The organism is Corynebacterium felinum (genome assembly GCF_030408755.1).
In the GTDB taxonomy this organism is placed as follows: domain Bacteria; phylum Actinomycetota; class Actinomycetes; order Mycobacteriales; family Mycobacteriaceae; genus Corynebacterium; species Corynebacterium felinum.
The window spans coordinates 974078-999791 of record NZ_CP047209.1 but is presented as its reverse complement, the minus strand read 5'-3'; the positions used below and the strand labels follow the sequence as shown (position 1 = coordinate 999791).

Genomic DNA, 25714 nt, shown 5'->3' with positions numbered 1-25714 from the left:
TTTTGCTGGTGAATGTAGATATGGAGGATCTGATACTTGTGCTTTGAAGCACATCCTATAGGGTGACCCACATCATGTGAAGTTAAATAAGTTAGCCATTAAACATCAACACCCCCGCAGTGTCGCCCCACCACTTTGTTTCCTCATCTTGAGCGATTGCACTACCCCCGTTGATGCACCATTGTTTTCAGCTGGCACCTCGCTTGGCTCTTGTCAATCGCTGTAATTTCAAGGGTTTTGTGTCATGTGCTGAGGAACTCGATGGGATAACGTGTCGCTAATTCGCCCACTGTGGCCATGTGTATGTCTTCTTGTGCTGCCCACATGTGCCAGTACTCGGCGTAGTCGGGGTCGCGGCGAAGCGCGCGACGTTTGCGTTCATCGGCATCGAGTTCGAGCACAATCAGTCGGCAGTGGGCGCTCAGTTCTGCAGGGGACAATGCTACTGTGCCTTGGTGTTGTGTGACGTCGCGCATTTGCTTGGCGTGATGTAGGGAATAGTGGTAGGCGGCGTGAATGTTTTCTTCGGTGATCGCCCCTACTCCTTCGATCACAAAGTCAGTGCGGTGAGGAAGGGCGACCCATTCTTTACGGCAGTTATTGTCCCAGTCCCAGCGCCAAAACCCGGGGTTAATCGGATCGAGGACGTCGCGGGCAACCATGCGGCTTGCTTCGGCAAGCCCTGACCAGCCGGGGTAGATATCATCAAGGTGGATGACGTCAAGGCCTAAGGTGGACGCATACGTGGTTTTTCCGGCGCCGCTGCGCCCATCGATGAGGTAGATCATGCGCCGAGAAACTTGAAGTATCCGGTGACTACTGCCACGGTGATTGCGATGATGGAGGCGAGCAGGCAGACCACAATGAGGATAGTGTCGCGGGTATTCCAGTGGGATTGTCGTGCATAGGTTCTCCTCGGGTAGGCCCCGAAGCCGCGGGCTTCCATGGCTGTGGCGAGTTTTGCTCCCCGTCGTAAAGCTACAACAAGCAGCCCGAAGGTGAGTGTGATGAATGCGCCGGATCTGTCGATGCCGCGGGAGCGGCGAGAGCGGCGCATGGATTCCCAGTCGCGGCGAAAAAGGCTGATCAGTCGCCCGCCGGCCACTGCGGCGATGACAAAGCGGGGTGGGAGTTTGAGTTGTTGATTCAGGCTATCACCTAATTCGGTGGGGTTGATGGTGCCCAGAAGGACCACAACGGGTAATGCAACGGCGAGTACGCGCAACATGATGGCAAAGCCAAGCTGCAGGGAGTTGTCTGTGACGTGGGCGAAGAGGAAGGAGAAGTACTCTGTTCCTTCCGGTCTGCCGTACAACATCATGGAAATGCCTGCAATGGGGGTGAGCAGGAAGATTGGCCATGCTCGTGCGCCTAGTTCTTTCCAGTTCATGCCCACGAGTGGTGCACCGATGAGGGTGAGTGCGAGTGCAATGCTGGCGCTGACTGCATCCACGCTGAGTAACAGTGGGGTGGTGAAGACAAAAAGGGCGATGATCCGGGCAAGCGGGTTGAAGGTGTTGATGTTGGTCATAGTCGGATTTCCTGATCTGCCATGGCGGCGATAAACAGTTCGTCGTGGCTGACGGAAATAACAGTGGTACCGGTGTTTGTGAGCTCGCGCATCAAGCTCACGAGCTCGATGAAGGTGCTGCGGTCTTGACCGAACGTGGGTTCGTCGAAAAAGAGTAGGCCTGGCGCATTGATCAGTGCGGTGGCGACAGACAGGCGGCGTTTTTGCCCGCCCGATAAGGTAAAGGGGTTGGCCCTAGCGAGGTGCTCGAGCCGTAGGCGGTGGAGGATTTCTTCGGCTTTCGCTTCATCCTCGGGTGTGTAGGTGGCAGCGCGGAAGAGTTTTTTCTGCCGCACCCCGACCAACAATTCTTCGCGGACGGTGCGGGCAACAAATTGGTGTTCGGGGTCTTGGAAGACGTAGCCGATGCGCTGAGCAAGCTGCGCTGATTTCCACTCGTGGAGGTCCTGCCCCAGGCCTTGCGTGATGTCTGGGTGGTACTCGATGTTGCCTGCGAGTGGTTTTTTCAACCCCGCAAGTGTGAGCATGAGAGTGGTTTTTCCGGCACCGTTTGCCCCGGTGATCACGGTGGATGCCCCCAGCGGGATCGTGATCGGCGGTACTGCTTGTGGCCTGGTCCAGCCGATTTCAAGTTCGTGGGTGGTTACAGCGTTGTCGGTCGTGGCGCTGATCTTTTCAACAGGGGGGAATGTGGGGTCATGTCCTGGCATCCACACGCCCTGGTCGGCCAGCATGGCACCGTGTGTGGCGGTGACTTCCGCGACAGGTCCGTCGGCGGCGATAACGCCGTCGGCAAGCACGAGTGCACGCGTTGCCAGCTTCGCCCAGGTTTCGACGCGATGCTCAACCACGATCACGGTTGCACCACTACGCTGCGCTACCTGCGTGAGTGCGGCAACAACTTCGCGCACCCCCTGCGGGTCGAGGTTGGCGGTAGGTTCATCGAGCACAATAATATCCGCGCCCATTGCGATCACCCCGGCAAGGGCGAGGCGCTGTTTTTGCCCGCCAGACAGCTCAGCGGTGGGATGGTCAAGGGGACAGTCAAGCCCGACCGCATCGAGGGCAGCGCGCACTTTCGGCCAGATTTCTTCCCTCGGGATGCACAGATTTTCGCACCCAAACGCCACATCGTCGCCGACAGTTCCAGCAATAACCTGGGAGTCGGGGTCTTGCATCACCATGCCCACAATCCCCGTTGTCACAATCTCGCCTGTGCGTTCGCCTTCGTCTGCACCTAACACCCCAGCTAGGGCGGCAAGCAAGGTTGATTTTCCCGAACCCGACGCCCCGAGCACCAGCACCCGCTCCCCCGCCTCAACGGTGAAATGAAGATTTTTTAGCGCTTGCTTTTTCCTACTTGCATGCCGAAAGCTCAACCCACGCACCTGAATCCGCGCAGTGTTGCCACCCGCATGCACCCCCGGCTCATCCTGCCCCGCACCGTCCATCCCCATGTACCTCTCATCAAAAAATTTTTTCCAACGCTACTTGCCCCCGCACATCCTGCACGCAGAACTTATTGCGTATCGACGCCACCACCTACTCCCCCGTTATCGCACCGACGTCCACGACAACAGAAAGCAGGAAGCAACACCTCCCCACACGCACCCCGCAGCAGCCTACGCGACTGAAGAAAAATCACGCGCATGCATTTCACGACGCCTGAAAAAAACCAGCAGCCTTAAACCAGTTGCGTACGCTCACGCCCAGCAGCGAAACGATCCAACGCACCCGTTGATGCCAACGCCTTGACCACAACAAAACCAACCACACCGGCCAACACAGCGCCAGAAACAGCCAAGGAAACATAGTACGTAGCGTTAAACGCAAAGGTCTTTGCAATATTGCCGAAAAGGAAAAATTCCAACAACCACGCACCAGAAGCAGCACCAACACCCGACAGCATTGCCACCCCAGCCCCGAAACGACGATACATAAACAGAGCAAAAATCAGCTCAGCGCCCAACCCTTGGGCAAGACCGGAATAAATAGTGGTAATCCCCCACTGGTTGCCAATCGCCGCAGACACACAGGCGGCAAAAACTTCAACGAATATGGCTGCGCCGGGTTTGCGGATAATCAGGCCACCGAGCACGCCACCGAGCAGCCAGATGCCAACGGCGATGCCGCCGAAACCTGGGGTGACTGCGTTGGCAGCTTCGTACCAGGCTCCGCCGATGGAGTTCCATACCCAGAAAATCAGGCCGAGTGCGGCTCCGAGTACTGGTGCGATGACAATATCAATAGTGCGCCACTTCATAGTGGTTATCTCTCTTTCTCCCTAGCGCTGGCATTACGCACAGATCAGGTTCAAACGGTGTAATCTCAGCACCCTCGTATTCGAGGGGCACCCAGAGAGACTTAAGCCTAACCTATTCGGTGTTTAAGTGGAAAGAGCATCAAGTGCCAGCCTGTGTCCCACTGCTTCCAGCCCGACCCGCTGCGCCATGCGCACCACCGCCCCTACTTGGGCATCAAGTTCGCTTTCTTTGCCTGCCATGATGTCGCGCTGCATGGAGCTTGTCGACGCCGGGTCTTGGGCGTCGGCGAATGCGAGAACCTGGTTGACGGCGTCATCAGGCAGATCGACGTTGTGGGCACGTGCGGTGAGATAGATTTCGTGCATCAGGTTCGCAAGGGATTTTCGGTAGGTGGTGCGTACCTCGCCGAGGGGTTTGCCGGTCAGTGCCCCGAGGCTGCCGAAGGTGGTGACAAACATTGCTTTCATCCACACGTCTTTCATGATGTCCGCGCAGACCACGGAATCGATGGGGGTTCGATCAAGCAGCGCGTGGAGCTGCTCCACAACATGCTGCGTGCGCGGATCAACACTGCCGTAGGTCAGCGACTGAATATTGCCATCGTGGTGGCAGATACCTGGACCTTGATTGGTGAAAAAGCCACGAACCACCGCGGGAATCACTCGATGCGTGCCAAAACGATCGAAGGCAAGCTGAGGCATTTCCACGGAATTTTGAGTCACCATCACCACCGCATGCTCGGGTATAGAATCGGGGAGGAAAACCTCACCGATGCTCTTCGTTGCCACAATAATCAGGTCAACATCGCCAACCTCTTTCAGGCTGGCGGCAACGGGAACTGCGACTTCACGGGTTATTTCAGGGCTGAGTAGTCGCACTGGATTGCAACTGAGGTGCTCATATGTTGCCCCGCGGGCGATCAGGGTGACATCCGCTCCTTCATGAAAAAGCCACCCACCAAACCAGCAGCCCACAGCACCTGCGCCTATAATTGCAATCTTCATAGTCCCCATAACTATCACGAGTATGTGCATGTGCGCATTAAGATAGGGGAATATTTGTGTAATGAACGCGTTTGTTCGCCCCCGCCCTTTTTAGTTGAGGAGTCCTTATGCCCGGTGGCCTCGCAGCCTTGCTTGACGACGTTGCCCTGATTGCAAAAACCGCTGCTGCAAGCGTTGATGATGTGGCGGCAGCAGCTGCCAAAACCTCCACCAAAGCAGCGGGAGTGGTGATTGATGACGCCGCCGTAACCCCACGTTTCGTCCAAGGTGTCACCCCCGCCCGGGAGCTGCCCATTATTTGGCGGATCACGAAGGGGTCGTTGTTTAACAAGCTCATTATCATTTTGCCCATTGCTTTGCTGCTCAATGCGATAGCCCCGTGGCTTTTAACTCCGATCCTGATGCTCGGTGGAACATATTTGGCCTTTGAGGGTGCCGAAAAGGTGTGGGAGCATATCTCCGGCCACCACCATGGGGAGGACGATGATGGGCCGAAGGATGAAAACGCGCTGGTGCGCGGTGCAATTACCACAGACTTGATTCTGTCGGCTGAAATCATGGTGATTAGCCTTAATGAGGTTGCCGATCAAAGCATCTGGATGGAGGCTGCGGTGCTGTTTACTGTGGCTATTGCGGTGACTGTTGCGGTGTATGGCGCTGTGGGTTTTTTGGTAAAAATGGATGATCTTGGTCTGAAGATGATGGCGAAGGATTCTTCCACTGCACGGCGTTTCGGGCGGGGTCTTGTGCAGGCGATGCCAAAAATTTTGTCGGTGATTGCCTTCATTGGCATGTTGGCCATGCTGTGGGTTGGTGGCCATATTTTGTTAGTCGGCGCGGATGAGCTTGGTCTGCATGCCCCCTACCATTTTGTGCATGGTTTGGCTGAGAAAGCTCACCATCTTGGCGGGTTTGTGATGTGGCTGATTGAGACCTTCTTCTCCCTGATTACTGGCTTGATCGTGGGTGCGATCGTCGTTGTGATCATGCATCTTATTCCACGCAAGAACAAGCACTGAGCATAATTTTTTAGCAGATGGCCCTGACGTTTTTCGCCAGGGCCGTTTTTCATTCCCTCGGGTGTTGTGCAGGTATATGCAGCCTATGTGCCCCAACCCACCCAAAAAATCACACACCTATCAATACGTAAAGATTGATTCAAACTAACACTTAGAGTTTCAGCACAGATAGCAGAAATTGCCCTGCGGTTTTATGGGTATCACTTGCTCTATCTCTAACTGATATTTTCCACAGAAGCCCCCCCCCGAACCTTTACCACTTATCCACCCCAACCCACAACACACATGTACCAGCGCAAAAGCCCACACATTCCCACCCAGCACTACCGGAACCCCAAAGCGCCCATCCGTACCACAATCCCCATTTCCCAAGCCTCGACACAAAGTAGGCACAAAAGCATTAGCGGACATGACCACCAAGAAAAAGAATCCCATTAACACAGAAAAATTTAAGGAAAGCATGGTTTTTACCCCCAACTACCACCCATACCTCACACGATTCAACACACCCACACACCCGCAAGCACACAAGGATCGCCGCCACCCAAGGTTGCTGAAATGTATACATTTTTGTTCATATACGCCCGGCCCACACAAGCAACTTCGCTTATATCGAACACTAATTTTTAACAATGACCAGTGCTTTTGCACACAAAACACAGCCCCAGTTGAGGGTAACCTAAAGATCAAACCCGCCCCGCATCACAGCTGCTAAACGACACAAATGATCATTAAGAAAGCTAGGTCACACTTCAATCCAATGGAAGGCTTACCTAACGCTTGCTAGGCTCACCTTGGTTTTATTTATTTCTTAGTGAAAGGATCAGCTTTCTTATGCATGCTCCGAAATGGCGTCGTGCACTCATTGCGTCCGCAACCGGCGTTTCCATGCTGCTGGCCACCCCAGGGATGAATGCGCTGGCTCAACCTGATGTCTCCTCTCAGGACGAAACCCCTGTAAGTGATTCTTCCTCCGTTGGCGTTGAAACTGAAAACGCAGTTTCCGCTGACCCAGCTCCCGCCACCACTGGCGACGAAGAAGATGCTGAATCGGCGGAAAACTCTAACACCGAGGCTGAGGCTGCCACCAGCACAGAGAAAGCCGCCGACACTCCTGCTGCTGAAGAAGAAAACGAAGATAGCACCGCAACACTTGTTCGCGAGGCTTTTGTTCGCGTCGACGGCTCAACCGTCGTAGCTTGGTGGGCACCGGTTGAAGATGCGAACCACTACACAGTGAAACTTTTAAATGCGCAAAACAACGCTCAGGTTGGCGAAGCTTCCCACACTGTGCACAATACCGAGTACATTCACAACGTTCCAGCGGGCACCTACAAGGTTGAGGTCACCGCATGGACCAATGATTCTCAGGTCAACACCCCCTTCTATTCTCAGTCGCTGACGGTGACTAATGAACGCACCAAACCTGCTCAGCCGAACGCTCCATTTGTGGAGTTCATTGGGGGTAATCAAGCGCGGGTTCAGTGGTACCGCAATAGCAATGGCGGCTTACCAATCCTGCACAGCACGGTCACATTGACCCCAACTGATTCCACCGACCCAATCGTGGTCAAAGTCGATGGGGACGAAGAACGCGCCACCGTTTCAGGTCTGGTTGTTGGTAAAACGTACAAAGCAACAGTCGTGGCCACCAACGCAGCTGGTAGCTCTGAACCTTCGGAAGCTTCCGCCGAGATTGTCGCTTCCGAGGATCCTCGTGATCTGCAGCTCAGCGCTACACCACACTTGATCGATTCCACCGTTAATAACGAGATCACGGTAACAGGTAGCGGCTACACCGGTGGCGCGGTGAAAGACGGACTCTACATTGTTGTTTGGGATACAAATAAATGGGTCCCTGGTTCTCGCCCTTCTGCGTCTTCCTCTGCACATTCCTTGAGCTTTGAGGTCAAGCCGAATGAGATCAACAACGGCTCCTTCACTAAGACGATCACCATCCCAGCAAACACGTTGCTTCTTAACCGCGGTATCGAATACCAGATTGGTACCGTGGCTGGCGGCACTGCAGTAGCCACTGATCGTCGTGCAGATAAAGCAGTTCCGCTTTCCTTGAGGGCACAGCCAGTAACCTCCGTTCATGCCGTTCCAAGCGACAAGAATAAAGTTACAGTCACTTGGGGTCGCCCAACCGATAGCCGCGCAACAAGCTATCGCATCAAGCTTTACGACGCTTCAGTAACCCCCTATAAATATGTCGACCAAAAAGACTTGGGTTACCAGCTTGGTCGGGCTGAGTTCTTCGATGTAAAGCCAGGCAACTACATTGTTGGTGTCTCTGCAGATATTTCTACAACGTTCTGGGATTCAAAGTACTCTCAGGAAGTGTTCTCTCGGCCTTTCGTTGTTGAGAAAGAAAAGGCAATCCTCCCGAGTGTTCCGGCACGACCGCATCTTCAGGCAGGTGCAGTTCCCGGATCATTGACCGTATCCTGGGTGGATGTCAACAGTGGTCGAGCCGACCGCGCAAGCAGCTACACCATTGTTTTCTCCAATGGCACAGAAACTAGGGTTGAAAAGGCAGGACAAGAAGATTCACAGCTAACCTTCACTGGTTTCGGACCGGGTTCGTGGACTGCTACGGTGACCGCGCACAATGCTGCTGGCGCTTCGGCTCCTTCGGAGCCTACAGCTGCGGTTGTTATTGCAAAGCCTCCTGTGGTGCGCAATCTTAACCTCAAAGTTTCGCAGGATCTGATTGATACAAAGAAGGCTTCTACAGTCACTGTCACTGGTTCCGGCTACACCGATACTGACACTATCAAGCTTGCTATTGTGCCAGCTGAACTAGAAACCCCTAAGTTGCTGGAAACTGACGTTCAGGTCGTTAACGGCCAGTTCACGCACAAACTACAGATTCCAGCAAATACTCTGGATCCAACCAAGAAGTATACTGTTCTTTCCTTCAAGGGCGATGAGTATAAGGAACGTGCGCTGTTGAAGCTTGCTGACCCCGCAGTCGCAAAGCCACAGCTGATTGCTGATAACACGATTGTTTTCGCTGATCGCGAAACGAAAATCTCCGTGACCGGCTCCGGGTATGTCGGCGACGGCGCAGCCAACGGCACCTATGTTTTCGTTTACGACACCTCAACGTGGAAGCCAGGTACTCTCTTGAACACCACAACGAAACTGGCTGCCCAAGTTCATGTGAATTCTGCCCGAATCCGCGATGGCCGCTTCTCTACTGCACTGAGCATCCCAGCTGGAGCTTTGGAAAAGGGCAAGAAGTATGCGATCGGCACCTCTGCTGCACATGCCTTGTCGCAAACCGACCGTACTTTGGACTTCTCTTTGCCACTGACTGTGCAGTTCCCAGAAGTTAAGCCTTCGGTTGTGCCGAGTGCGCAGCCTTCGGTTACTCCTTCGAAGCCTGCTGAACCAAGCGCGCAGCCTTCGGTTACTCCTTCGAAGCCTGCTGAACCAAGCGCGCAGCCTTCGGCAACTCCTTCGAAACCTGCTGAACCAAGCGCGCAGGCACCAAAGCCATCGACCCCGGCGGAGCCAAAGCCAAGTGCTGAGGCACCAAAGCCAAGCGCGCAAGCACCGAAGCCTTCTGCAGCACCAAGCTCGCAAACACCGAAGCCATCGCAGGCGCCAAGCACGACGTCGCAAAAGCCTTCGACGAGCCCAAGCAGCACCAGCCAAAAGCCAGCTGAGCCTACCGAAAAGCCGTCGGCAAGCCCTTGGGTGATCGTGGCTAGTGTTCTCGGTGTGGTTGCGGCGATTGCTGCAGCACTCGGCGCTGTAGCTGCACTGTTCCCCGAAGCAGTGAACATGCTGAAGTCGCGTCTGGGATTCTAAGCCTTCGACCTCATGTGGTAGCAATGCCGCATGTGTCACAATGATGTGCCGCCCTTCCCCCTCGTACACACCAGTGTTTGCAACCTTCGAGTGCGACGACACGGTGTGCGCAAGAAGGGCGGCACTTTCTTGTTGATTCCCCCAAACTGAACCTCTCACGGTTTTATGTGAAGAGATCGTGAGTTACACAAGGAGAGTTTTCATTATGCGTGTGTTTCGCGCAATTCTTGCAAGTCTGATCACAGCGGCGTTGATCCCGCTCAGCCCCGCCTTCGCCCAAACCCCAGTCGTGAATCAAGGTGATTTGATTCTCGTGCAGGATTCGCGCGGTATTAGCTACAACTGCACCGCCGGATACGTGGATAAGAAGAATGCGCGGATCTGGACAGCTGGGCATTGCTCCCACCACGGGTCGATTGTGTACAACGAGCAGCGGGTGGCCGTCGGCACGCTCAAGCACCGCTACAACGTGAGCGAAAACGTCGATCATTTGCGCGGCGAAGAGCGCAGAAAAGCAACAGCCGACTACTTCTTCCACGACATTTCCTATGTTGACCTGATCGACCCCGCAATGGCGGGCGCAAACACCTACTCCGGGGACCGCCCTTATACCCCCACCGCAGGTGAGCAGCTGTGCAGATTCGGGGCAACCACACGCGCAGTTTACTGCGCATCCATCTTCAACGTCACCGACCACCTCATTTATGTTGCCAACCTCAACACCCAAGGTGGGGATTCAGGTGGGCCGGCCTGGGTGCCCGGCGAAGGCTACGTGGGACAGGCAGTAGGGGCATTTAACTTCACTAACCGCGAAGGCCGCAGCCTGGTCATGACTATCATTCACCGCGAAGACCTGGCACAAATCGTGCCGCAGCGCACCGCCAGCGAAGGCTTCGAGCACTACATTCCCACAGAAAACGAGCTGCTGATCAACTCCTACGCGATCCGCAACGCCAACACCGTCTTCGGACGGGACTTGCCTGACGCCGACGAATTCGCCCGCATCCTGCGCCGACACGAGCAAGAACTCAAAGCAGCCGAACAGCGAGTCGCCGACGCTGAAGCGAAACTGCGCGACGCTTCCAACGCCCATGCCCACGCCCACGAACTCGCGGCCGCGCGTGCGGAACTCGACGCACTCAAACGCAAGCTTGCCGACGCCGACACCACACAGCGCGAAAAGAACCAGCTTGCAACACAACTAGAACAGGCGCGCGCCGAAATCACCAGCCTGCGCACCCAGCTCAACCAAGCCAACGCCAGCAACACCGAACGCGCAACACTCGCCCAAGCCCTGAAAAACGCCCAAGAAGAACTCACCCGCCTCAAAGCCCAGCTTGCCGAAAGCACCACCAACAACACAGCCACAGACCCTGCAGAGCAAGACAATCAGGCGCAACTGCGCGCCGAGCTTCACGCTGCCCAAGAACAGATCGCCGCGCTCAAAGCCGAAATTGCACAACTAAGCACACGCCCTCAGAACCCTGATACCAGCGATCCTGGCAGTGCGGGCGATCGCGACAGTGCAGGCGATAGTGGCGACAGCGCTGATGCCAGCAACCGTGCGCTTGAACAACTGCAAGCCAAACATGACAAGCTCAAGAAAGAAAGCACCATCGGAATCATCGTGGCAATCGCCGCAGCCGTGTTCGGTTTGATCGCAGCATTCTTCGGCTGGTTTGGAAAAGGACTAAAAATTCCCACCTAAATCACCCCCGACCAGCACTGGGGCCTAAAAGCGCCCCTCACAAGCACTTTTTCTATCACCTATCACTAATCCCCCAAGAGTTAACTCATCCTTGGGGGATACGAGAATTTACTCAAACTTTCATACCAGTAGGCAAACCTTGCCTATAATATTAAACATTTCCAATTTCACAATGGCCCACAGCGCTGGGCACCCCCACAAAACCACAAAATTGTGTGTGAAAGAAGAACTATACCCTCATGCGTCATCCTCGCCTCACCGTTGCCGCAGCCCTCGGCACTGCCACAGCCCTTGCTAGTTCCCTCACCGAACCCGCAGTCGCCGAAACCCCCATCCCCATTGTCAACCAAGGCGAACGCATCTACATCCAAAACACAAACGGGCGCGAATTCCAATGCACAGTAGGCTACGTCGACCGCGACAACAGCCGACTCTGGACAGCCGGCCACTGCGCCCCCAACGGGTCGCAAGTATTCAACCATGAACACCAACCCATCGGCGTACTCGAACACCGCTACAACGTGAGCGAAAACGTCGAACATCTCCAAGGCGACGCACAACGCCAAGCAGTATCCGACTACTTCTTCTACGACCTTTCCTCCATCACCCTCACACACCCCGAAAGCGCCGGTGCCAACACCTACTCCGGCGACCGCACCCACATCCCAGAAGTAGGCGAAGAAGTGTGCCGCTTCGGCGCAACCAGCAACCAAATCTATTGCGCAGTCATCTTCAACGTCACCGACCACCTCGTCTACGCCGCAGACCTCAACACACAAGCCGGCGACTCCGGCGGCCCCGCCTGGGTACCTGGCCGCGGCTTCATCGGCCACGCCGTCGGCTCCTTCAAATACCGCACCAACCGCGGGCGCGAAGTCGCCATGTCGATCATCCACCGCGAAGACCTCGCCAAAATCACCCCAGAATACAACGCCGAACTCGGCTTCAACCACTACAAACCCACCGAAGACGAACTGATCAAAAACTCCTACGTACTGAAAAACAAAGTAGACAGCTTCGGCAGCAACCTGCCTAGCCCCTCAGAATTTTCCAAAATCCTGCGCCAACACGAAAAAAACATCAACGACGCCAACAACCGAGCCAACAAAGCCGAAAACGCTCACCAAGACCTCGTCAACAAAACCAACCCCGAAGCCTACGAACGAGAAATCAAAAAACTACACGAACAACAGGCACAACTACGCCAAGAATCCAACACCAACCTCATCATCGCAGTCGTAGCCGCAGTAGCCGGATTCGTCCTCGCCGCCCTCGGTTGGCTCATGCCCCGCCACTTAATCCCCGGACGTTAAAACACCCACGCATCCTCCCCCACCACTGTGTTTAAACCTGCGCACCGGACTTTGAAACACCCAGCACGAGTGAAACAAAGTTCGGTGCTTATTCTTACCCACACCTTAAAAGAACGAGCGCTCGATACACGCACCTCAGTGCCCCCGGCGTCGACACGCTAGTGTTGAAAAACTTCTCCATTTCCGACTATCACAAAAACCATGCACACACCATTTCGCCTCCCCATCCCACACACCAACGCCTGACATACCTCTATCTCAGCCTGGCAAACAAAGAATTTCGTCTCGCGCTTAGCCTCGCCGCACGCGGATACGTCACCCAGCACCGGCACCACCTTTGACGATCTCCCCAGCAACCTTGTGTGCCAAAGCATCCCCCACCCCGCAAGCACGCACCATAGAAGAAGCATACGAAACACTTCTAGCAAGGATCGCCACGCAGCACACGGCGTACTCAGAATCGCGCCTTGCCCCCGTGTACTTTGACTCCCCAGAAAAAATTGTAGCCCTCGTTGAGGAAAAGCCCTCGATGACCAACACAATTATCTCCAGAGAACTGCTGATTTGGCTTACGTTACTCGACCCAGAAAGTGGCGTGAAAGTGGGACTTGAACAAGCCTCACTTTTTCTGCACAAACCAGAACGCCGCATCTACCAACTCACCAGCAGTGTGCTGTACAACCTCGCCTTTATGGTCTTACTTCACGACCCACACAAAGAAAGCGAAGACTGTGACTTACTCGCCAGTGGTGTTGCAGGCCTGCGCAAACGCTATTCCAACCGCAGTTCCCTCAAGAGTTACCTCAATGAATACCTCTCAGACCTAGGGCTTTAGCCCCTCAGGGTTTTCCAACACCCAATGGTCACGCAGCGCAGAAACACCACCCGAGCTTGAAGATGCACCCCAGTGTTTTTATGATCGAGTAGGGTGCCGGGTTTCCCGGCAGCCCTCTCACACCACCGTACGTGCGGTTCATCGCATACGGCGGTTCCTTACACCAATACAGAGTATTGACTGTGCTTATAGTTCCAATACGCCACGGCTGATACGAGGTTCTGGTCATTCCAATACGCATTAGTAAGCGTGGTTGTAAGCACCCACGAGCCAGCGATACGCCAGTAGGACTTACTGGTATTAGCCCACTCATAGGCCTTTTGTTTATCCACACCCAAGCGGCAGAGGTTCCGTATCCGCGTTCGGATACGTTTCCACTGCTTCCATACGCACATCCGCAGTCGACGACGAAGATGCTCATCCAGCCGGTTAAGAAACACCTTCGCATCCGCCAACGCGAAATAACCAAGCCATCCACGCAAATATTTGTTTAACCGGTCAATGCGATACTCCATCGACACCGACCACGATCTTGCCGTAAGCTCTTTCACTCGGGCTAAAACCCTCACCTTCGTGGCCTTAGTAAGTCGAAACCGATACTGATCACCACGAACCAGATAGAACCCATAGCCTAAAAGCTCCGCCTTAATCGCATGACAAATAGTGGACTTCTCCTGATTAACCCGCAGCTTTAACTTCCCCTCCAGAAACTTCCCAGACTGGGCAAGCGCACGCTGCGCAGCACGCTTGGAACGAACAAAGACCCGAATATCATCAGCATAACGAACAAACTTCGTGCCCTTAGATGCAAGATAATGATCAAAATCATCCAACATGATATTGCTCAACAACGGCGATAACGGTGACCCCTGCGGAGTCCCTGCATCACTACACCGAACAACACCATCAGCCATAATCCCAGCGTTTAAATACGCCCGAATAAGCTTCAACACGCGCTTATCGTCAACCTTACGAGCCACCCTCGACATCAACATGTCGTGATTAACCGTGTCGAAATACTTCGACAAATCAACCTCAACAACCCACACATACCCCTCGTTAAGAAACCCACGTGCGGTCTTTAACGCCATATGTGCGCTACGTTGAGGCCTGAAACCAAAAGACACAGGCACAAACCCCACATCAAAGATAGGCGTAAGTACCTGCGCGATCGCCTGACAAATCACACGATCAACAACAGTCGGAACACCAAGCATACGCCAACCACCCGAAGGCTTTAGGATCATCACCTCACGAACCGGCAACGGCTTATACGTTCCCGCGTCAAGACGCTCACGAATGCCACTCCAGTGTTCGCGCAGATAAACGTCAATATCCTCAACACCTACCCCGTCCACACCAGCAGCACCCTTATTCGTCTTAACCCGCTCTAATGCAGTGCGGAGATTGCCACCTGAAAAGACTTGATTCCACAGATCAGCACCCGCACCAGTTGACACTTCCCCTACATCGGCAGACACACAACTAAGCACACCATGGCTATCGTCGGGATTCACCCTATCCTCCCCATAATGCCCACACACACGTGGTTGGCAGCTTTCACCGTTATGCATAACTACAATCCAGGTTCCATACTCAACAATGTAAAGTTCAGTCCTTCCTCGCTCACCCACCATAAGGGCTACCGCGGACCGCGGTGTCTCCCACGAGTACTATGACCTCGGCTGACTCCTACCACACCAACCCACAACAGGGCTTACCACACCTACTTGGCATAGTCTGTGACAGGCCTCCCCGATTAAGAACATGCTCTTTCCTCCTACAACCGCCACATCTACGCACTAACCACTTCGATGGAACGGGCTTCGACTTCTTCGGCAGCCTTACCCAGATCAGCGCGCCTTATATGTGATTCGTATACCTCGGTGCAGGATTTCGCTTGAAGCTTCCTCCCCACAACACCTCACGATGCTGCAGTTGCCATCAGCTACATAGTTAAACCACCTTCACTATCAGGGACTCACACCCTTAAGAACATGCCCATGTCGGGCGAACCGAAAGCGGGAGGTCTAGGTTTTCACCAAGGCCTCCCGCTTATGAGATTAAGGTGAGTTTTTCACCCCTTCTGTGCGCCAAAAAAGCTACACGTTGAACTTGAACTCCACCACGTCGCCATCGACCATGACGTAATCCTTGCCCTCCATGCGGACCTTGCCCTGGGCCTTGGCCTCAGCCATCGAACCGGCCTTATCGAGATCCTCGAAAGACACAATCTCAGCCTTAATAAAACCGCGCTCAAAATCAGTATGAATAACACCCGCCGCCTTCGGCGCAGTATCACCCTGATGAATAGTCCATGCGCGAGACTCCTTCGGACCAGCCGTCAAATAGGTCTGCAACCCAAGAGTGGCAAAACCAGCCTTCGCCAAAGAATGCAAACCAGGCTCAGTCTGCCCCACAGACTCCAAAAGTTCCAAAGCCTCATCTTCATCAAGCTCCAAAAGCTCAGTCTCCGTCTTCGCATCCAAGAACACGCAATCAGCAGGAGCCACAAGCTGACGCAACTCCTCCTTCTTCGCCTCATCAGTGAGCACACCCTCATCAGAGTTGAACACATAAAGGAAAGGCTTCGCCGTCATCAAATGCAAATCACGCACCAGAGCCAAATCAATCTCGCCGACCTTAGCCGCAGAGAACAACGTGCGACCATCTTCGAGGATTTCCTGCGCCTTCTTGGTCGCAGTCACGGCGTCGACAAGCTCCTTGTTCTTCTTCGCCTCCTTCTCAAGGCGCGGAAGAGCCTTCTCAATCGTCTGAAGATCCGCCAAAATCAGCTCAGTATTAATCACATCAATATCAGTGTTCGGATCCACCTTGCCATCAACATGGATCACATTCTCATCAGAAAACGCACGAACAACCTGACAAATCGCATCCGCCTCACGAATATTGGCAAGGAAGGCATTACCCATACCCTCACCCTCACTCGCACCCTTGACAATGCCAGCAATATCCACAAAAGACACAGTGGCAGGCAAAATACGCTCAGAACCAAAGATCTCAGCAAGGCGAGTCAAACGAGAATCCGGCAACTCCACCAAACCCACATTGGGCTCGATCGTGGCGAACGGATAGTTCGCAGCCAGAACATCATTGCGGGTCAGGGCATTAAAAAGGGTGGACTTGCCCACATTTGGCAGTCCGACAATTCCAAGAGTTAAGCTCACGGTTTTTCATAGTAGCACCTCACCCGGATTACCCCACCCCATCCCCCACTTCCCAAATAATGGGATTAGATTTCCCATTTTTGGAATGTTAGTTATACAATCTGCCGTATCGAAAGTTCTAGACCGAAGCCTTTACCAATAAGGACACCCCCTCATCGGCCAAGACACTTCACACACCAAGGCAACGTGCGCACACACCCACACCCCTGCACACGAAGCACCACTGATCACCCAACCCACCGACGATCAGAAAACCTCCACATCCGCCCCACCAACACGAAGAAAGGCGTTCTCCTCATGGCACACTCGGTAGACCCAGGCCAAAGAAGGGAAACATTCTCCACCCGCTGGGTATTCATCCTCGCAGCAATCGGCTCAGCCGTCGGTCTCGGCAACATCTGGCGCTTCCCCTACATCGCCTACGAAAACGGCGGCGGAGCCTTCCTCGTCCCCTACCTCATCGCGCTGCTCACCGCAGGCATCCCACTACTGTTCCTCGACTACGCACTCGGACACCGCTACCGCGGCTCCGACCCGCTCATCTTCCGCCGCATCAAGCGCTGGGCAGAACCTATCGGATGGTTCCAAGTAGGCATCTGCTTCTTCATCACCATCTACTATGCAGCCATCATCGCATGGGCAGCACTCTACACCGTCAAGAGTTTCAACAAGGTCTGGGGCGACGACCCCAACACCTACTTCTTTGAAACCTTCCTCCAAATGGACGCATCCCAGACCTTCTCCTTCGACTTCATTTGGGAAATCTTCATCGCACTGGCAATCGTCTGGGTAGCAGCCATCGCCGTCCTCGCCGTCGGCGTCGACTCCGGCATCGGCCGCATCTCCAAAATCTTCATGCCACTGCTGACCACCCTATTCCTCATCGTGGTCATCCGCGCCCTCTTCCTCGACGGTGCAGTCAACGGCCTCAACGCATTCTTCACCCCGAACTGGTCAGTACTTGCCGACCCCACCGTCTGGGTTGCCGCCTACGGACAGATCTTCTTCTCGCTTTCCGTATCCTTCGGCATCATGATGACCTACGCCTCCTACCTCAAGCCACGCACCAACCTCACCGGCACCGGCCTTGTCACCGCCTTCGCAAACTCCTCCTTCGAAGTTCTCGCAGGCATCGGCGTGTTTGCCGCACTCGGCTTCATGGCCCTCCAGCAAGGTGTCGGCGTCGACGAAGCAGCCAGCGGCGGCATCGGCCTGGCATTCATCGCATTCCCAACCATCATCAACCAAATGCCACTAGGCGGAATCTTCGGTGTGCTCTTCTTCGGTTCCCTGACCATCGCCGGCTTCACCTCCCTGTTCTCCTTGTTTGAGGTTGTTGTCTCCGCCGTCAAGGACAAGCTGAACCTGCCACGTAAGACCACCGCAATCTCCGTGGGTGTGCTCATGGCAGTCCTGTCGCTGACCCTGTTCTCCACCACCGCAGGTTTGGTCAACCTCGACATCATGGACAAGTTCACCAACAACGTCGGTATTGTTGCGGTCGCACTGATCATCATCATCGTCCTCGACTGGATCCTGCGCCGCATCGACGAAGTCTCCGGACACCTCAACATGGTTTCCTCCTTCCGCGTAGGAATCTGGTGGCGCATCTGCGTAGTCAACATCACCACCCTGGTTCTGGGCTTCACCCTCTTCCAAGAACTCGTATCCCTGATCAAGGAACCCTATGGGGGCTACACCACCGCGCAAGTGGCCATCTACGGTTGGGCAGTAGTCGGTGTCATCGTCGGTGCCGGATTCATCATGAGCATGCTGTCTTGGCCAAAGGGTCTGCCAATCGACGGCCCACCGGGATCCGACTTCGGTATCGAACCGGAACTCGAACGAATCCCACAAGTCCCCCGCCAATTCAACCCAAATGAGCGCCGCATTGCCGGCTTCGCCATCGAACAATACAAATAGGAAGCGAGGAAAACTCTCATGAGCGGAATTGCTCTCACAATGATGCTGTTGTTCATCGTGGTCATCTGGGGCGGCCTAGTGGCAACACTGATCCACCTGCAGCGCCACCCCGATGACATGTCGGGTCAGCTCGGCACCAACGATTTTGCCACCGACGAAGTCCTGATCGCCCAAGAAATCCGCACCAACGGTAACGGTGAGCAATCTTCGGATAATGCTGCCGAGGAAAACGTAGCAACACAAGCATAAAGTTTCAGGTTGAGATAAATTTTCCCAACTCAAGGGGGCTGTGTGGGTTCGTCCACACCGGCCCCCTTTCTTTGTGCCAAGATGGAGTTTGTGACTAAACACAGCACCACTCACACCAGTTCCCACGAACCCGATCCTGCGCACAGCACGCAAAATGAAACCACTGCGCCTGAGCGGTTTGTAGATTCTGCTGAGGCTGCCGAAGTTTTCGAACAGTTGCAGCCCGATGAAGATGCAACCGTGCACATCGACCGTGCAGAAATTATTGCGGCAGGTATCAAAACACTCGCCGCGTGGTGTTTGCGACTTTTGATTATTGCCGCAGCTGCGTTCGTCGCCTGGTACATTTTGCGCCAAGTATGGCGCGGTGCGCTGCCTATTGCTTTGGCTTTGATTGTGAGCACGGTTTTGTGGCCACCGGTCTCAGCGATGCGGAAGGTGGGTGTTCCAGCTGGCCTTGCCGCATTGGTGGCTATTCTGGGCGCTTTTGGCAGTTTCGGTTTTGTCATTTGGATGATTGCGCCTAACGTGGGCAGACAGTCACAAACCTTGTATTACCAAGCTTTTGAGGGTGTTCAGCGCCTTCAGCTGTGGCTTCAAGGGCCGCCACTGAATTTAGATTCTGATCAGCTTTCTGAGCGCATCAATGCGGCTGTGGGATGGCTGCAACAACAGGGTGGTTTGATTGCCAGCGAGATTTTCTCTGGGCTTGGTGTGGCCACGTCAGTGCTTGTCACTTTGGGTATCGTGATGGTGCTTACCTTCTTCTTCCTTAAAGATGGGGATAAGTTCCTGCCGTGGTTGCGTGGAATGGTGGGCAAACGTGCTGGCTGGCACCTGACTGAAATTTTGACCCGCAGCTGGATCACCTTGTCTGGTTTTATTCGGGCACAAGCCATCGTTTCCGCCGTTGATGCTGTGTTCATCGGTTTAGGTTTGGTTATTTTGGGTGTCCCGATGGCCTTTGCGCTTGCAGTGCTTACGTTTATTGCCGGTTTCATCCCCATCGTGGGCGCTTTTGTCGCCGGTACGCTCTCGGTACTGGTAGCGCTAGTTTCGCTGGGCCCTACCAAGGCAATCATTGCTCTGATTATTGTGTTGGTTGTGCAACAGATTGAGGGCAATGTGTTGTCCCCGTTGCTGCATTCGCGTGCGATGAATCTGCACCCTGTGATTGTTCTAGTGTCTGTGACCGTGGGTGGTTCTTTGTTCCACATTGTTGGTGCGTTTTTGGCGGTGCCTGTTGCTGCCATGATCGCTGTGTTGTTGCGCTATTTGCACGATATGACTGCGCTTCGGGCGGGTGAGAAAACTGCTGCGGAGATTGAGTTTGCAACCACTGCTGGTTCGTTGACGGGGTTGTGGGGTGAGGCGATTGGCCGTCAAATGATTGCCGATCGGTTGGCCTCGCGTAGTCACGAGAGTGATTCTTCCGATGGTTCGCGGGGTGATGAGGCGTTCTTTGATCGGCATTCGGTGCTGGAGATGATTAATGATGCGCCGAAGAAGGTGGCACGTGTCTTTAAGAAACCAAAATAATAGTAAGATTTACAAACGTGTCTACTCTTAGCCCCAAATCTCAGGCCGCACCCTTTTATGGCATTCCTCTGTGGCTTTCCCTTGCTGCGCTTGTGGCGGGTCTCAGCGCAGGGGTTGTGTTTACTACCAGCTCAGGTGTTCTGGGCTGGGCTTTCTTAGGGGTTTTCCTGGCCACTGTGGTGCTTGTGTCCCTACTTACGGAGCCACGTGCGCTGTTTTTGATGGTTGCGAGTATCCCGCTTTTGTTCAGCATTGCCATCGTGGTGTGTGGCTGGTTTTTGGTGGAGATGGGTTCTGGTAATCATGAGGGTGGCCTCAGTGCAACCCAAAAAATTACTACGATTTATCCTTTGTTGCAGCACTTCCCTGTGCTTGCGGTAGGTACGTTGGCTGCAGCTGTGATTTCGGGGTTGCGTTTGGCTTTGCATAAACATAATGCGAAAGCTGCGCATGAGCGTGAGTTGCAGTCTCGGCGTGAGGCTTCGACTCGCAATGAGCAGACGGTGGAGCAAGCAACTCGGGCACGTTCACGGGTGCGCCATGCTGCTGCTGATGATGCCCAGTCCGTGACTGTGGAGGAGTTGTTGCAGCGTAACCGGAAAGGTTCGCGTCGTAGCCGGAAACTGCAGTCGAGCGTGTCGACGCCCTCTCCTGCCGCCCCGAACGCAGAGGTTGTTGCTCCTCCACGTCCAGTTCGCAAAAAGCCGCAGGCGCAGCAGGCTACGGAGGGGCCTCGGGTGCGCCAGCAGGCTCAGCGTTCACCGCGACCTCACCCCCAGCAAAGCCAGCAAGGTCAGCAGCCTCAACGCACACCGCGTCCTGCTGCCCAGCAAGGCCAGCAGGCTCAACGTTCACAGCGGCCTAACGCCCAACAGGCTCAGCGTCGTTCTGCTACTAGTGCGCAGCCACGTACAGAAACTTTTGCGGCACGACCTCAACGGGAGGGACAGCCTGCACGCCCTGTGCGTCAGCCTCGTTCGCAGTCAGCAGCTGCTGGGTCTGCTTTGCCCCCTAAGCCTGTGGTAAAAAAGCGGGTGCCTCAGCAGTCGGCGCAACCAAAACCTGGCGTCAAAAAAGCTGTTCGGAAAAACCCTGGAACTCCAGCTCAAGGCCAGGTGCGTGCGGGACAAAAACCTCCAGTTAAGCGGGTGGTGAAGAAAACGACGCAGGCACCAAAGCGTCGTTCCCGTTTCGATGATGATTTGTACTCTGATTAGACCGTGCAGTTTTCAGTTGCGTTTCCTGACTCCCCATAGTTCATCCCTGTTCAGGTATGGGCTGTGGGGAGTCGGCGGTTTCGCAGTTTGAGTCTTTTTCCTGCAGAAGTGTTCTTGCTTCTCATGCGTTGCTTAAAATCAGCACAGTGCAACTGTGCGCACCTCATGGGAGGAAACTCTGCTGCTCCTTTAGTCGTAATAGAGCCGATTTTTTACTACATCTGTGGGGCATTGGCGGGCAGGTGGTGCTAATCCCCCACAAGGTGTGCTGATGAGTCGAATGCAGGAATGGAGGTTCGTTCCGTGTTTCTGTGTGCTTTGTGCACCTTAGCGAGGTGTTCTTCTCTTCGCACACAGTGATTTCGAAGGCAAAAGCCCCCTTGTAGCCTCAACAAGGTTTCCACGTATGTGTCAACTGTGTGCTGAAAAGGGGGCTTCATTCTCTTGAGAGTTTAGTTGCGGGGTACGCGCAGGTCGCGTGGGAGTGCGAAGGTGATCTTCTCTGCTGCGGTGCGGACTTCTTCAACCTCGGTGTAGCCGCGTTCGGCGAGGAATGCGAGCACTTCTTGCACAAGGATTTCAGGCACGGACGCGCCGGAAGAAATACCGATGGTGTTTGCGCCTTCAAGCCATGCTTCGTCGATTTGGTGCGCGAAATCCACAAGGTAGCTGGCTTTTGCTCCTGCTTGCAGTGCCACTTCCACTAGGCGCTTGGAATTGGAGGAGTTTTGGGAGCCCACCACGATCACAAGGTCAGCGTTCTCCGCGATCGCCTTCACCGCCACCTGGCGGTTTTGGGTGGCGTAACAAATGTCGTCGCTCGGTGGGTTTTGCAACTGCGGGTACTTCTTGTGCAGCAAGTCCACGATCTCCATAGTTTCGTCCACGGAGAGAGTGGTTTGGGACAGCCACACGAGCTTTTCTTCGTGCTGCAGGAACTCTGGTAGTTTGTCCACGCCTTCCACGCCGTCGACAAGATGCGTGATGTCTGGTGCTTCGCCGGCGGTGCCTTCGACTTCTTCGTGTCCTTCGTGTCCTACGAGCAGGATTTGGTAGCCGTCGCGGGCGAAGCGCTTGACTTCGTTGTGCACCTTAGTCACGAGTGGGCAGGTGGCGTCGAGGGTTTTGAGGGAGAGGCGTTCGGCTTCTTCATGCACTGCGGGGCTGACCCCGTGTGCGGAGAAAACGAGGTGCGATCCTTCTGGGACCTCGAAGGTTTCGTCGACGAAGATGGCGCCGCGTTCAGCGAGGGTGTCCACAACGTAGCGGTTGTGCACGATCTCCTTGCGAACATAGACTGGGGTGCCATACTTCTCTAGTGCACGTTCGACGGTTTCGACTGCGCGGTCGACGCCGGCGCAGTATCCTCGGGGTGCAGCAAGAAGCACTTTCTTGAAAGAAGTCATAATTTATCATCCTAATCCAAAAGGAGAACTTACCCGAAGTGGCAGCTACTACCACGCCTGAGGCGGCTTGGCCGGTTCGTGAGCTCAACTCCAAAGTGAAGGGCTGGATTGAGCGTCTGGGCCAGGTCTGGGTTGAAGGGCAAATCACCCAATATAAGGCGAATCCGAATTGGAAGCTGTCTTACCTGACGCTGCGCGACCCTGAAGTTGAGGCGAGTGTGCAGATTACATGCCCTACTCAGTTGCTTGCCGACGTCGCCGAGGGCGATCGTGTGGTCGTGCTAGGTAAGCCTTCGTTCTACGAGGGTCGGGGCAGTTTTTCTTTATGCGTCACTGAGATCCGCCAGGTGGGTTTGGGGGCGATGCTTGCGCGCATTGAAATGTTGCGCAAACAACTAGCTTCTGAGGGGCTTTTCGACGCCGACCGCAAGAAACCACTCCCCTTCCTGCCCAACACTATCGGGTTGATTACCGGCCGCGGTTCCGCTGCTGAGCGGGATGTTCTTTCGGTGGCCCATAATCGCTGGCCAGATGTGCGTTTCACGGTGATAAATACTGCGGTGCAGGGCGCTCGTGCAGTTCCGGAGATTGTTCAGGCTTTGCAGGAATTAGACGCAGATCCTTTCGTTGATGTCATCATCATTGCCCGTGGTGGCGGGTCGGTGGAAGATTTATTGCCGTTTTCGGAAGAAGCGTTGCAGCGTGCTGTTGCTGCGGCGAACACGCCTGTGGTTTCTGCGATTGGGCATGAACCCGACAATCCAATCTTGGATAATGTCGCCGATCTTCGCGCGGCTACCCCAACAGATGCGGCTAAGCGGGTGGTTCCTGATGTTGTCGCGGAGCGCGCGCTGATTGTTGAGCTGCGCGCCCGCGCCATTCAAGCGCTTCGGGGTTGGGTTTCTCGTGAGTTAGACAACCTCACAGCGTTGCGTTCCCGGCCCGTGCTGGCTGATCCCATGTTGCCGATTCAGGTGCGCCGCGAAGAGATTCAGCGCGCGATTTCTTCCTGCCGCAGGGAGATAAGCCATAGGCTTCGTGCTGAATCCACTCAGGTTGCGGCATTGCGCAATCAGGTTTCCGCGCTGGGCCCGTCCGCGACTTTAGCGCGTGGTTATGCTGTGGTGCAGGTTATTCCGCGGGATGGCACTCCACCTGAGGTTGTGATGGGTATTGATCAGTCTCCGCCCGGTTCGCAATTGCGTATTCGTGTATCGGATGGTTCGATCACCGCGGCTGCGATGCAAACGAAACCCGCGCATTAGTTTCGAGTCTTTGGTCTTGTAATTCCTAGTTGTGTCGGGCGTGGGGCGTATACGCCCGCTATAGTTGCAGTTTGATTGTTAAGGAAGTTTTTTTAGCTATGTCTACTCATGTTTTTGGTCAAGGTACCGGCGAGAATGCATTCAGCCCAGTGGAGTCGTTGAGCTATGAACAAGCACGCGATGAGCTTGTTGAAGTCGTGCGCATTTTGGAGTTGGGCCAGATGGGTTTGGATGAGTCGTTAAAGTATTGGGAACGTGGCGAAGCTCTCGCCGCCCATTGTGAAAAGCACTTAGCTGGTGCGGCGTTGCGTGTTGAGCAGGCAGTGAACGCACACAACACCACCTCTAGCACCAACGCTTAGGCTGAAGCATTTAGTTTCGTGGAGTATTTAGTTTCTTTTTTCACGCCGCTATGGCCATGGCACTGACCTTGTGAAGGTGTCGTGGCACTATTGCGACTATTCCAGTACCACGAGCTCTTGAGCTCCCCTTGAGCTGTGTGTTACTTGGTTCTTCCTCCCAACCGATCGTATCGCGATTCCTTCAAAGTGAACACTAGACGCGAAATCGTTTGCACTTGTGTGTGAGGTTTCTCGACCTTGCCGTGTGAAGGAATAGTCACGATTGCGGTTGGTTTCGGTTTAGTTGAGTATTCACGCTGAGTGAGAAATTGCGCAGTGACACAACCGAACGCAGGCGAGATATTGCTGGTACATTCGCGCGCGAAGTATTACTCGTGCATTTCACATCTGCGGCAAAATAAGCGAATCACAAAACCCTGCTACTTCACAGCAGTTTCACAAGCACTGAAGCCAAGTGCAGGGCATTTGCCTTATGGAGATCACAAGGACGAGGGCAGCGGCTGCGCCTTAATCGTGCGCGCAATAATGTCATTAAACTCCGCTTGCGTTGCAGCACCGGTGTACACAACACGAACATCACCAAGATCAATGATGCGCAGGTCACGCACGTCACGCTCATCCGAATGGAAAAGCTCAACCTTAATGCCCTCGACATCATAAGAGTCAGTGAGCTGGCGGGGATGCTCATCGAAATTCTCCACCACATCTTTCACCGATACACTCGTCTGAGTCATCTGCACATAACCGGTCTTGCCCACAACCCAACCAACGACGGGTGCAGGCTCACCTTTCACAGCTGTACGACGAGCCGAATTTGCAATCCACCCCTCAGGTGCTTCCGGCAAGCGCACGGGGAAACTCATCGCACGAGCCTCCAGCCCAAAGAAAACGGAAGCATCAACCTCCTGCACCGGGCCGAACTCTGGGTTCCCACGGCCATAGGAACACATGCCCGTAAAACCCACCGTCACCGCCATCACCACAATAATTGCTGACAAGGACAGCACGATATCGCGACCCGACTGAAAAATTCTTGGTTTCTCTTCCGCCATGGCAACCAGTATTCCAC

20 protein-coding genes are annotated in these 25714 nt (G+C 54.5%); 11 read left to right on the top strand and 9 right to left on the bottom strand.

The window, feature by feature from the left end:
• Positions 1-242 precede the first annotated feature (242 nt).
• The 5 genes from CFELI_RS04395 to CFELI_RS04375 all read right to left on the bottom strand — a co-directional run bounded on the left by CFELI_RS04395 (position 243) and on the right by CFELI_RS04375 (position 4799).
• Entirely contained in the window at positions 243-788 is a 546-nt protein-coding gene (locus CFELI_RS04395; RefSeq protein ID WP_277104929.1) for a nucleoside/nucleotide kinase family protein, read from the bottom strand.
• A complete protein-coding gene (locus CFELI_RS04390) occupies positions 785-1531 on the bottom strand; it encodes an energy-coupling factor transporter transmembrane component T family protein (protein ID WP_277104930.1) in 747 nt (248 codons plus the stop codon). The genes CFELI_RS04395 and CFELI_RS04390 overlap by 4 nt, the downstream gene beginning before the upstream one ends.
• Complete coding sequence (locus CFELI_RS04385) at positions 1528-2982, bottom strand: ABC transporter ATP-binding protein (RefSeq protein ID WP_374724768.1); 1455 nt, start codon at positions 2980-2982, stop codon at positions 1528-1530. Before CFELI_RS04385 ends, CFELI_RS04390 begins: the two co-directional genes overlap by 4 nt.
• Before the next feature lie 233 nt (positions 2983-3215).
• Positions 3216-3794, bottom strand: a complete 579-nt coding sequence (locus CFELI_RS04380) for an ECF transporter S component (protein WP_277104932.1) — start codon at positions 3792-3794, stop codon at positions 3216-3218.
• Positions 3795-3917: 123 nt separating this feature from the next.
• Positions 3918-4799: a 2-dehydropantoate 2-reductase gene (locus CFELI_RS04375; RefSeq protein WP_277104933.1), complete on the bottom strand. Its 882-nt coding sequence runs from the start codon at positions 4797-4799 to the stop codon at positions 3918-3920.
• A gap of 107 nt (positions 4800-4906) precedes the next feature.
• Between CFELI_RS04375 and CFELI_RS04370 the strand changes: the two genes are divergently transcribed.
• From CFELI_RS04370 to CFELI_RS04350, 5 genes are all read left to right on the top strand, one after another.
• Positions 4907-5818 carry a DUF808 domain-containing protein gene (locus tag CFELI_RS04370; protein ID WP_277104934.1) on the top strand — a complete coding sequence of 304 codons (912 nt, stop codon included), beginning with the start codon at positions 4907-4909 and terminating at the stop codon, positions 5816-5818.
• 834 nt (positions 5819-6652) lie between these two features.
• A complete protein-coding gene (locus tag CFELI_RS04365) occupies positions 6653-9640 on the top strand; it encodes a fibronectin type III domain-containing protein (protein ID WP_277104935.1) in 2988 nt (995 codons plus the stop codon).
• Positions 9641-9845: 205 nt separating this feature from the next.
• Positions 9846-11348: a chymotrypsin family serine protease gene (locus CFELI_RS04360; RefSeq protein WP_277104936.1), complete on the top strand. Its 1503-nt coding sequence runs from the start codon at positions 9846-9848 to the stop codon at positions 11346-11348.
• 239 nt (positions 11349-11587) lie between these two features.
• Positions 11588-12661, top strand: a complete 1074-nt coding sequence (locus tag CFELI_RS04355) for a hypothetical protein (RefSeq protein ID WP_277104937.1) — start codon at positions 11588-11590, stop codon at positions 12659-12661.
• A gap of 529 nt (positions 12662-13190) precedes the next feature.
• The gene (locus CFELI_RS04350) at positions 13191-13496 is read left to right on the top strand and encodes a hypothetical protein (RefSeq protein WP_277104938.1); all 306 of its coding nucleotides are present in this window, start codon (positions 13191-13193) and stop codon (positions 13494-13496) included.
• 158 nt (positions 13497-13654) lie between these two features.
• Here CFELI_RS04350 and ltrA read toward each other — a convergent pair whose 3' ends face one another.
• Together ltrA and ychF are read right to left on the bottom strand one after the other, a co-directional pair.
• Positions 13655-14977 carry a group II intron reverse transcriptase/maturase gene (ltrA, locus tag CFELI_RS04345; RefSeq protein ID WP_290258958.1) on the bottom strand — a complete coding sequence of 441 codons (1323 nt, stop codon included), beginning with the start codon at positions 14975-14977 and terminating at the stop codon, positions 13655-13657.
• A gap of 621 nt (positions 14978-15598) precedes the next feature.
• Positions 15599-16684 carry a redox-regulated ATPase YchF gene (gene ychF / locus CFELI_RS04340; RefSeq protein ID WP_277105679.1) on the bottom strand — a complete coding sequence of 362 codons (1086 nt, stop codon included), beginning with the start codon at positions 16682-16684 and terminating at the stop codon, positions 15599-15601.
• A gap of 297 nt (positions 16685-16981) precedes the next feature.
• Between ychF and CFELI_RS04335 the strand changes: the two genes are divergently transcribed.
• The 4 genes from CFELI_RS04335 (at position 16982) to CFELI_RS04320 (ending at position 21612) form a co-directional block, all read left to right on the top strand.
• Complete coding sequence (locus CFELI_RS04335; RefSeq protein WP_277105678.1) at positions 16982-18607, top strand: sodium-dependent transporter; 1626 nt, start codon at positions 16982-16984, stop codon at positions 18605-18607.
• Positions 18608-18625: 18 nt separating this feature from the next.
• Positions 18626-18856 (top strand): methionine/alanine import NSS transporter subunit MetS, encoded by a 231-nt coding sequence (gene metS, locus CFELI_RS04330; protein WP_374724722.1) that lies wholly within the window; start codon positions 18626-18628, stop codon positions 18854-18856.
• A 90-nt stretch (positions 18857-18946) separates the two neighbouring features.
• Complete coding sequence (locus CFELI_RS04325; RefSeq protein ID WP_435383798.1) at positions 18947-20395, top strand: AI-2E family transporter; 1449 nt, start codon at positions 18947-18949, stop codon at positions 20393-20395.
• Positions 20396-20412: 17 nt separating this feature from the next.
• Entirely contained in the window at positions 20413-21612 is a 1200-nt protein-coding gene (locus tag CFELI_RS04320; RefSeq protein WP_277105677.1) for a DUF6542 domain-containing protein, read from the top strand.
• Between the two features lie 452 nt (positions 21613-22064).
• Here CFELI_RS04320 and CFELI_RS04315 read toward each other — a convergent pair whose 3' ends face one another.
• Positions 22065-23018 carry a 4-hydroxy-3-methylbut-2-enyl diphosphate reductase gene (locus CFELI_RS04315; protein WP_277105676.1) on the bottom strand — a complete coding sequence of 318 codons (954 nt, stop codon included), beginning with the start codon at positions 23016-23018 and terminating at the stop codon, positions 22065-22067.
• 38 nt (positions 23019-23056) lie between these two features.
• On the opposite strand from CFELI_RS04315, the gene xseA reads away from it, so the two are divergent.
• Entirely contained in the window at positions 23057-24283 is a 1227-nt protein-coding gene (gene xseA, locus CFELI_RS04310; protein WP_277105675.1) for an exodeoxyribonuclease VII large subunit, read from the top strand.
• A 98-nt stretch (positions 24284-24381) separates the two neighbouring features.
• Positions 24382-24645: an exodeoxyribonuclease VII small subunit gene (locus CFELI_RS04305; RefSeq protein ID WP_277105674.1), complete on the top strand. Its 264-nt coding sequence runs from the start codon at positions 24382-24384 to the stop codon at positions 24643-24645.
• Between the two features lie 479 nt (positions 24646-25124).
• Here the strand turns inward: CFELI_RS04305 and CFELI_RS04300 are convergent, their stop codons facing one another.
• A complete protein-coding gene (locus CFELI_RS04300; protein ID WP_277105673.1) occupies positions 25125-25697 on the bottom strand; it encodes a DUF4245 domain-containing protein in 573 nt (190 codons plus the stop codon).
• Positions 25698-25714: the final 17 nt, after the last annotated feature.